Origin of the sequence: Kamptonema animale CS-326 (assembly GCF_028330895.1) — a bacterium.
Lineage (GTDB): Bacteria > Cyanobacteriota > Cyanobacteriia > Cyanobacteriales > Microcoleaceae > Kamptonema > Kamptonema formosum.
In genome coordinates this window covers 1-9,666 of record NZ_JAQMUA010000184.1, presented here as the reverse complement: position 1 = coordinate 9,666, position 9,666 = coordinate 1, and the positions used below count along the sequence as shown (strand labels likewise).

Genomic DNA, 9,666 nt, shown 5'->3' with positions numbered 1-9,666 from the left:
GGCGTTACGGAGAAGAGGAGAGTTGAGTAATAATGGGAGAGACAAGCTTAATTAGCGATCGGCACATTCTGAAATGCCTGAGTTTGGGGAACGTAAATGTCGATCGCGCTGACCCCTTCAGGTACGCGCAGCCACACATAGGCATCTGCGGAAGCGCTGGGTTTGAGTTCTCCTAACAAGACTTGTCCGGTTGATTGTTCTGGGTTTAGTGATTTGTAGACTTGGGTAGTTTGGCGATCGCGAGCAGTGGTATCGCCAATGTTAATGCTTTCCTTAAATGCGCGATCGTCCGTCAAGCGCCGAATACGCATTTGCACATTTACCACATCCCGCTTACCTGTTTCGGGATCTTTAATCCGCTTGACTGAAAGTAATTCAATTTTTGCCTTATTCCCGTAAGCCTTGCTCGCAAACTTGTCTAATTTAATTCCCTGGCTATTACTGGCAAATTTAACGCTTTTGCTGGGTGCAACCTGTCTTACTGGTTCAGGAGGCGTTTTGCTTAAAGAATTGGTTGAACTCGTCACTGAATTAGAGTTGGCGATCGCGATATTTCTAAATAGTGCTGCATTCGGAATAAAGATATCGATCGCATTCATCCCTGACGGTACTTTTAGCACTACATAGGCGTTCGCTCTTTCCTCTGGACGCATTTCTGACAAAGAAATCGGGTTTGAGGCTTCCTGAAAAGGGTCAACTGCTGTATATGTTTCGCTAGTGTTGGGGTTGCGACCTTCTATAGCACCTGGATCGATAATATCACTCGCTTCGACATTATTCTCCGCAACTCTATTGATCCGCATTTCTACAGTCACTTCGTCAGGTTTGCCTTCTAACCGATAGACGGAAAGTATTTTGATTTGTGCCTTGCCTCCAAAAGCAGGCTGGACGGCAGAATTGATTGGATTCTGGACAGCAGGCGATGGATTTGATGGAGTAATTGAATTGCTATTTTTGACCTGAGTTTGGTAGGATGACGAGTCATGTGCCTGCTTAGATTCTAACTTTTGATAGATCAAGAATCCACCGCCTGCTAAACCCAAGGTTGTGAGTACGCTTGCCACCAGAATCCCTAGATTTGTACTCATACTGTCGCGCTGGCGCAATCTTGTGGATGTAGCTGGTCTGTTTAAAGTTTGTTCTTGGATCTTCATGGTTATTTCTCCCAGAACTATATTAACGGCTTGGTCAAAAATTGTGCTTAATTGATCTAATTTTACTTAATATTACCCACTATAAATTCTGTCTGAGGAGCGAGATTATTAATCTTGCTTTCAATCTAAAGAAGTGAATTAATTTTAAATTTATTTTATTCAACATTTATTATTTATTTAAATTATTATCTCCAATATCTTCCCAGCCAATATGCAAGTTATTCTCTACATAAAGGGCAGCTCATTTTCTTCCCCTGAACTTTAAATGCCGCTTGCAGAAACGTAGAGTAGGACTTAGGCATCAAAACTTAGTGCGACCACGTAAGGGGCGTTACAAGCCTTTTTGCCTAACTCCTATTACAAGATATTTGCTCTGTCCTTTCAAAATACTACCTACTAATTCTTCAAAGTCACAATTAGGGTAAGATTTCACCTGTGAAAAACTCCCAGTGGAGGTGAATTTACCTCTCTGTGCTTCTCTGTTGTTTTGTATTTGCTGAGGACTGTCTTAATAGTATTACGCAGTTCTAAGTCCGTTGCCGGCTTACTGATAAATGCCGCTGCTCCCATCGTCAAGCAATAAAGGCGAGTAATTTCTTGTATTGCAGATGAATATACTATTACGGGAATCTTTATTGATTGATTGAAAAGAGTTTCCAGCACTTCAAAACCATCTTTTTCCGGCATCTCAATGTCAAGTATAATACAGTCAGGATGATAAGCGGTAATCATCTCTAGACATTCTCTACCATTGCTCGCTTCTAATATGCGATAATTCTCTGCTCTCATTGCGTGCCGAGTTAGATCCCGCCAATTCTGCCGATCGTCGGCAATTAGAATTAAGCTCACTTTCCTGCTCCTTCAAAATTTAGGATTGATGTTTCCCTGTTTCAGTTTACTTGCCTGTACTTATACTTACAGGGGGTAATACCCTACAAACATAGTAAACTTATTTAATCTAAGCTCCCTCAACCTTTAGGCTGAGATGTAATCAAGCTTCTGGTGTAAAGATAACTAGGACATGAAAGGAATTGCGATTAGTTTGTTACTGGTAATCACAGGGTGGCCGCTGACGGCTGTTGCTCAGACACAAGCTGCTGACAAGATTTGTCCTGCTCAGTTAGGTGTAGCGGTGGATGCGATCGCAAATCGCGCTCAATTTCGTCGCTCTCGCTGGGGGATTGTGATTCAAACCTTATCTACGGCGACAACTCTCTACAGTCGAGATGCTCAGCAATATTTCATACCTGCTTCAAATGTAAAATTGTTGACAACGGCGGCGGCTTTGCAAAAACTCGGCCCTCAATTTCGGATAATAACTTCTATTTATGGGAGTCAAAAGGGACGTTTATACATTGTAGGAAGAGGCGATCCGAGCATTGGGGAAACTCAATTAAAAGATTTAGCGAAACAGTTAAAACAGCGGGGAGTTAATCAAGTTAGCGAGTTGATCGCTGATGATAGTTATTTTCCCGGAGATTCAGTAAATCCCAAGTGGGAATGGGAAGATGTGCAAGCAGGCTACGGAGCGCCAATTAATAGTTTAATTTTCAATGAAAATGCGATAAAATTAGTATTGTCACCACAATCTATCGGTCAACCGCTGCGAGTTACCTTTGCGGATGTAACACAGGCAAATCAGTGGCGAATTGAGAATAATTCTGCGACTGTGGCAAAGGAGGAATCGGAGTTTGTGGAAGTCGGTAGAGATTTATGGCAACCCATTATTCGAGTTAGGGGAAATTTGAGATTCGGTTCTGAGTCTGAATCTGTTTATGTATCGGTTGTGAATCCAGCTAATAATTTTATTCAACACTTTCGCCAGGTACTTAATGCTGAAGGAATTACTGTCACCCAGGCGTTAGTTGCATCTAATTCTTCGCCACAAACTCAAGAATTAGCAGCAGTTGAATCTCCGCCGTTGGCGGATTTAGTCAGGGAAACCAACCAGGAAAGCGTTAATATTTATGCTGAGGTGTTGTTAAGATTACTGGGTAAAATTGCACCTGTTCCACAAAAAAATAAATATGATTTTGGTTTGCAGGAACTAGCAGCAGTATTAACTCAATTAGGTGTTAATCCTGATGGGTATGTATTAGCTGATGGTTCTGGTTTATCCCGTCAGAATTTAGTTAGTCCAGAGGCGTTAGTGCAAACTTTGAGATTGATGGCTAATTCGCCAGTAAAATCTATTTATCGTAATTCTTTGCCAGTTGCAGGTAAAAGCGGTACTTTGAAGAATCGTTTTAATAATACATCAGCTCAAGGAATTGTACGCGCAAAAACAGGAACTTTAACTGGTGTTGCGGCCTTGTCTGGATATGTAGAAGTTGCGAATTTCGAGCCGTTGGCTTTTAGTATTATTATCAACCAATCTGATTTGTCTGCGGGGGATTTGCGAGAAGCGATAGATGAGATTGTGTTGGTATTAACTAGGTTAAAGAGGTGTTGAGTCAGGGTAATTTTATTTTGAATTTGATTTAATTAAATTGCGATAATCGCACTTTATTTTAATTACAATGGTAGGTATTGAACGCGATTTGCGAAATCTTCTAGTTTGCTCACTTTAGTAATTATTTCCAAGTCGCGTACACAATCACCAAAGATCAGACGCTGGTGATGAATGTAAATAACACCAACGAAGTTTACCCCCTGCTGCTGACGGCGTTTAGCTTCGGCTAAAAAATCCTCATCTTGTGTAAAGATAACTCGGTTAAGTTCTGCTGCACGGTCAAGTAAAATAGGGTCAGGCGTACCTTCGCGGCGATCTTCTTGGGCTGTCAAAACATCTACAGCTCTGAGCCTCAAACCATTTGTAACTGCGCGAGGGATGTTTTCATCCATGTAAAGGGCTACACTCATTTTTGAGCGTCCCTATGCTTTAATAGTCCCTGTGCTCTCAGTTTGGCAACTAAAGGAGATTCTCCTGCTTCTAAGCGCATCCTTTCAGCATAATTAAATCGCCGTTCTATCTCTGCGTCCATCTCTTTTTGATTATCCCAGTAGTAGGCTAATGCTGAGTGAATTTGGCTCAGGCTCAAATGAGAATACTGAAAATGCAATTCTTCAGGACTCCAACCGTGAGTGAATTGAGATGTTACTAACTCCACCACTTTCATAGTGGTTCCAGCAATGATAGGCACATTGTGTGCATCAATTTCTACATATTTATGAGCAGTTTTTGTGAGTGTCATAATTATTACTTCTTTGGCGATCAATGAAATTAAAACGATTTTTCCCTAGTGGCGATTTACTTAAATAGCTCGATATAATTAAACGTAGTAGGGTGGACTATCGCCCACCCTGCGGCAAATTTTCACAGCCTAATAACCCGATTCCTCCTCATACTCAGGAGCCTTTTTCTTCTCAGGGATATTCACCCGCGTAGGCTTATAAGGCTTCGGAGATTCATCATCACCCCAAGCATCCGCCTCCACATCATCCTCATACTCCAAGACCATTTTCTTCTCCAAAGAACGAACTGGAGCGGGATAATCCCTCTCTACATACTCCTCCTCATAATCCCCTCCGTCGTCCCAGTTATTATCTTCGTCATAATCATCATAAATTGGCTCCGGCTGCGGCTGACGCACAGGGGGCCGCACTACAGGCCTCTGCCATTGTTCGTCTTCATCCCAAGCTTCCTCAACCGCTGGCGCAACAGTCTTTCTTCTGTTTTCCACAGGTCTAACTATCTCTCCAGTACCTAATTGATTTGCGGGACTAATCATTGTCGGGAGACTATACCCATCTTCCTCGCGCTCCCAAGGTGCTTGTCCTAGACCAATACGCTCTAAAATTCCTACTGTTAGCTGACGCAGCCTTTCCTCCGATCCTTCAAATACAATCAGGCGATTAGGCCCGCTGCTGACTATTTCCTCTATCGGGAGCTCGTAAGTGCTGAGAATTTGCTCAGGAATTTGGGGGATTCCCAGAGAGGCGATGATTAAAGATACAAGTTTACCCGTCTCGCCGTCGAACCTAAAACTCCGTACTCGACCTAAAAGTTCTCCAGTTTCGGTAATGACTTCGCTGTTAATTAAGCTGCTGTAGGCTTCAACGTCTACGTCGTCTTCGATCGCGTTTTCGTCTTCCACCAAGATTACATCACCAATTTCGCGGACGTTGGTGAGAAACATAAACTTTGGCATCCCAGCGATCGCCAGTATATTCTCTCGCAAGCCGATAGCCACAACCTCTCGTCGGTCAATATCTACCCACAATTGGCTCACCACCCCTAAGCGTTTACCTCTGTCGCGGGTGATAACCTGAGTACCTAGAAGGTCGGAGCGTTGGCGGATTTGTTCAGATGTCATTCTAGCTCTAATCCTGATTTCTTAAATATACATACTACTTAACACAGCGCTAAACCTTGACTCCGGGTTACAATTTCAGTCCGAGAACTTGAGTATAAGCTCCCCGTGCCTGTGTTACGCCAATTGTACGCTCAGCCGATTGAATCATAGGACGGCGCAAACTGACAACAATAAATTGAGCTTGTTCTGCCTGTCTTTTGATCATTCTAGCTAATCGCTCCACATTTGCCCCATCTAAAAACATATCTACTTCATCAAAAGCATAGAAGGTTGACGGGCGATAGCGTTGCAGTGCAAAAATAAAGCTTAGAGCTGTCAGGGATTTTTCGCCCCCAGACATGGAAGCTAAGCGCTGTACGGGTTTGCCTTTGGGGTGAGCAACCAGATTCAGGCCGCTGCTAAAGGGATCTTCGGGGTCATCTAGCTGGAGATAGCCGTCACCTTCGGAAAGTTCGGCAAAAATGACTTGAAAATTTTCGTTAACTGCGTCGAAGGCTTCTTTAAAAGCACGCCGCCGCAAGGTGGTAAAATTCTCAATTCTCAGTAGAAGTTCGGTTCGTTCTCCTTCTAATGTGGCCAATTTTTGACTCAATTCTTGGAGACGTTCTTGAGTGCGATTATATTCTTCCAAGGCTAACATATTTACGGGTTCTAAGGCTTGAATCCGTTTAGTTAGGGATTTTACTTCTTGCTGTAATTCGGCTAAATCTACTTTTTCCAGATGTTCGGGAATTTCTGGCGCGGGATCTGGCAATTCTCCCCGCTGGGTTTCTAGCTGAGTACGAATAGTGGTTAACTGTTCGCGTCGCTCGTGTTGAGTTTCTTGCAGCTTTTGCAGTTGCCATTCTAGCTGTTGTTTGGCTAGGTGGCGCTCTCTGAGGTGAGATTCTGCGCGATCGCGCTCTTCTTTTTCTGCACCCAACTTTTCCTCTATTTGAGCTAACAATACTTTAGTTTCGGTAATTTGTTCGCTAATTGTAGACAAATTACTTTTCAGAGTTAACTGTTGACTGTCTACTGTTAGCTGCTGATGGTGATATTCCTCTAACTTTTTATTGCTATCTTTGATTTTTTCTTGTAGGCGCTGGCTTTGATTTCCTAATTCGGCTAAGCGTTGCTGGTCATTTCGCAGCGCTAATTCTCGCTCTTGTAAATTAGTTTCTAAACTGCGGAGATTTGTTTGCATTTGTTGCCATTCGCTATGGCGATTTGACTCTTCTAATTGCGCTAAAGTTTCGCGATATTGCTGTAATTCTGTTTCTTTTCCTGGCAATTCTCGCTCCAGCAATTGCAATCGAGTTTCCGCATTCGCTAATTCCTGAGTATTCTTAGCAAGTTGGATTTTAACCTGTTCTTGCTGCCAGGTTAAATTCTTGATTTCTGCTTCTAACTGTTCTAATTTTAACTGACTTTCTCGCTGATTTTGTCTGGCTTCTACCAAATCTCGCTCGTGAGATTTTACGGCCGCCGCAGCTTGCACAATCGCAGTTTTGCACCGCTCTAAAATGCGCTCAATTTCTTGTAAGCGTTCCTGCAAAGATGCAATTACTCTAGTTTCGATCGCAGAATCGCTAGCATCAACATTGCCAAAATGCAACGAAGAGCGCGTAACAATACTACCGCCACTCATCGCGCCGCTAGTCTCTAAAATTTCCCCATCTAAAGTTACAATTCTGTAAATGCCTAAGTGACGACGAGCATCGCTAAGATTGGCAAAGACAACAGTATTGCCAAACACATAAGCAAAGATTTCTCGATAGCGGGAATCGCAATCAATTAAATTCACCGCCGCATCAATAAATCCAGCCGCACGCCGCAAAACATCGGGGGGAGAAAATCGCGAACCGCGAATTTTGTTCAGCGGCAAAAACGTCATTCTGCCGGCTCTTGTTCTTTTCAAAACTTCAATCGCCGCCGCTGCTACACTATCATCATCTACCACCATATTTGTCATCCGCGCACCAGCCGCAATTTCCAAGGCTAACTGATAGCGCGGTTCCACTCTTCCCAATTGTGCAACCAACCCGCAAATGCCGCTAATGCCACTTTGAACTATAACTTTGGTGGCAGCAGTTCCAGTAGTTTCTTGAATAGCTTGAGCTTGCGCTTCTAGCTTATCTAATTTTCGCTGTCTTTCCCGTTGTTCTTCCAGCAGGCGGGTTTGAGTTTCCTGTTGTAGTTGCAATTCTTGTTCGGCAGATGCTACAATTTGAGTTAAAGATTCTACTTGCAGTGAGGCGAAAGCTTTAGTTTCAACCGAGCGGCTGAGTTGAGTTTGTTTATCTGCAACTTCCTGTTCTAAATTCTGCAAAGACTCGTTTTGCTCTTGAATTTTCCGCTGCAATTGATCGGCACGTTCTCTTACCGTTGCTTGTTCTGTGCGTTGTGGATTGATGGTTTTTTGCAGAATTTCTATTTGGTGGTGTAGTTCTGTTTGCTGCTGCACCCAAGCTTCAGCAGTAGACGCGATCGCATTCACAATTTCCCGGTTTTGGTCGAGAATTCGTTGCGCTTCATCCCGCTGTTGCTGCAAAATTCCATGTTGAGAATTGGTATAGGATATTTCTACCTCTACCTGTTCTAAGGTTTGCCGATGTTGGCGAATTTGTTGGTCAGTTTGTGCTATTTGTACGGCGGTTTGTTGCGCTGCTGTTTCTAGTTCTTGCTTGCGGTTTAGCAGTTGCCGTTGTTCTGCTTCTTGAGTAACTAAAGTTGATTGCAAAGCTATGAGTTCCGATTCTCCTAAAGCTTTGACCCGCGCATTTAATCGATCGAGTTCAGCGGTTGCTTGTTGAATTTGGGTTTCGAGGGATTGGAGTTGACTATTTAAGTCAGTTAAAGTGCGATCGCCTGCTTCGATTTGTTCGCGCAATTTCCACTCTTGCTGTTGCAGGCGGCGATATTTGAGTACGGCTTCAAACTGCGACTTTTCTTGCAGTTCCGCACGCAGTTTTTGATATTTTTCAGCTTTCACGCGGTCAGCAGAAAGGCGATCGCGTTGTGTAATTAGTTCTTTCTCAACAATGCGCGATCGCTCTTCATGGCCTTTGACCTCATCCAACTTATCTTTAGCTAGAACTATTTTGCGATCGAATTGCGCCACACCCGCCAATTCATCAATAATTTCGCGGCGTTCCTTCGCATTCATGGAAATAATGCTAGTAACGTCGCCTTGGAGTACGACATTATAGCCTTCTGGATAAATCCGCAGGCGGTTTAACTGTTCGTGAAGTTCTGTCAGCGTACAAGGATCGCCGTTGATGTAGTAATTTGAGGTGTAAGTACCTTGTTTCGTTACCCGCAGCTTACGAGTCACACTCCACTCAGCAAATTTTGACTGCTTCCTCCCCCCTTTAGCAAGGGGTTGGGGGGGTTCTAATGTTGGGTTATCAGGTGGTGAATGTCCGTTATTTTCGTGAACTGCGATGTCTTCGGCGTGGCGTGTCGCGATCGCATCATTTTCTTCCTCTGCAACAGATAACTCATCTGTTACATCCGTTTCCTCATTCTCTGCGATCGATAACTCATCTTTTAGATCCGTTTCGTCATCATCCGCTAACCATTTTTCGGCCTCAGCTTCCAAATGAAAAGTCGCCGTCACGCTAGCTTCAACAGTACCGCGCTTATTTTGAGCATTATTGACCAAATCCGGCAAACGTTCGGCCCGCATCCCTTTGGAGGTAGAGAGTCCCAAACAAAATAGCAAAGCATCGAGGATATTGGATTTACCGGAACCGTTGGGCCCCGAAACCACAGTAAATCCTGGCAGCAAGGGAATGGCCGTTGTGCCGCCAAAGGACTTAAAATTTGTGAGTTCAACGCGCTTGATGTGAACCATTATGCTCGGCCTAGCTGTGGCTCTGATATAGTCTGGATTACGTTCTTCACAGGGTAGCACACGAGACCGGGTGATGAACAATGTTTCAACCCCGCAGGTGTTGGTGGGAGATGGTGGCGGCCATTGGTGTCAACTTAAGGTCAAACCCTTAGTCCGACCGGGGTTAAAACCCCTGTCTCAAAGATCAAGTCCTCTGAAGAGGACTAATTAAGTTTAAAAGTTCACGGGGTGACAACCCCGTCAGAACATAGATAGAATAAAGGACATAGCCCTCATACCCCTCTGAAAAAATGGTAATTTATTACGCCTGATTCTCATTAATTCATTAACAATGTCTTGACAAAATTCCATACCAATT

The 9,666-nt window shown here is 43.7% G+C and carries 7 protein-coding genes; 1 reads left to right on the top strand and 6 read right to left on the bottom strand.

What is annotated here, in order from left to right:
• Positions 1-47: 47 nt before the first annotated feature.
• Positions 48-1,154 carry a hypothetical protein gene (locus PN499_RS10855; RefSeq protein WP_272031875.1) on the bottom strand — a complete coding sequence of 369 codons (1,107 nt, stop codon included), beginning with the start codon at positions 1,152-1,154 and terminating at the stop codon, positions 48-50.
• A 429-nt stretch (positions 1,155-1,583) separates the two neighbouring features.
• Positions 1,584-2,003: a response regulator transcription factor gene (locus PN499_RS10850; RefSeq protein WP_272031874.1), complete on the bottom strand. Its 420-nt coding sequence runs from the start codon at positions 2,001-2,003 to the stop codon at positions 1,584-1,586.
• A gap of 172 nt (positions 2,004-2,175) precedes the next feature.
• On the opposite strand from PN499_RS10850, the gene dacB reads away from it, so the two are divergent.
• Positions 2,176-3,606, top strand: a complete 1,431-nt coding sequence (gene dacB / locus PN499_RS10845) for a D-alanyl-D-alanine carboxypeptidase/D-alanyl-D-alanine endopeptidase (protein WP_272031873.1) — start codon at positions 2,176-2,178, stop codon at positions 3,604-3,606.
• A gap of 62 nt (positions 3,607-3,668) precedes the next feature.
• Here dacB and PN499_RS10840 read toward each other — a convergent pair whose 3' ends face one another.
• The 4 genes from PN499_RS10840 to smc form a co-directional block, all read right to left on the bottom strand.
• Complete coding sequence (locus PN499_RS10840; RefSeq protein ID WP_272031872.1) at positions 3,669-4,016, bottom strand: DUF5615 family PIN-like protein; 348 nt, start codon at positions 4,014-4,016, stop codon at positions 3,669-3,671.
• On the bottom strand, positions 4,013-4,348 hold the full coding sequence (locus tag PN499_RS10835) for a DUF433 domain-containing protein (protein ID WP_272031871.1): 336 nt from the start codon (positions 4,346-4,348) through the stop codon (positions 4,013-4,015). The genes PN499_RS10840 and PN499_RS10835 overlap by 4 nt, the downstream gene beginning before the upstream one ends.
• 129 nt (positions 4,349-4,477) lie before the next feature.
• Positions 4,478-5,470, bottom strand: a complete 993-nt coding sequence (locus PN499_RS10830; protein ID WP_007354941.1) for a PRC-barrel domain-containing protein — start codon at positions 5,468-5,470, stop codon at positions 4,478-4,480.
• A 67-nt stretch (positions 5,471-5,537) separates the two neighbouring features.
• On the bottom strand, positions 5,538-9,308 hold the full coding sequence (gene smc / locus PN499_RS10825; protein ID WP_272031870.1) for a chromosome segregation protein SMC: 3,771 nt from the start codon (positions 9,306-9,308) through the stop codon (positions 5,538-5,540).
• Between the last annotated feature and the right edge of the window lie 358 nt (positions 9,309-9,666).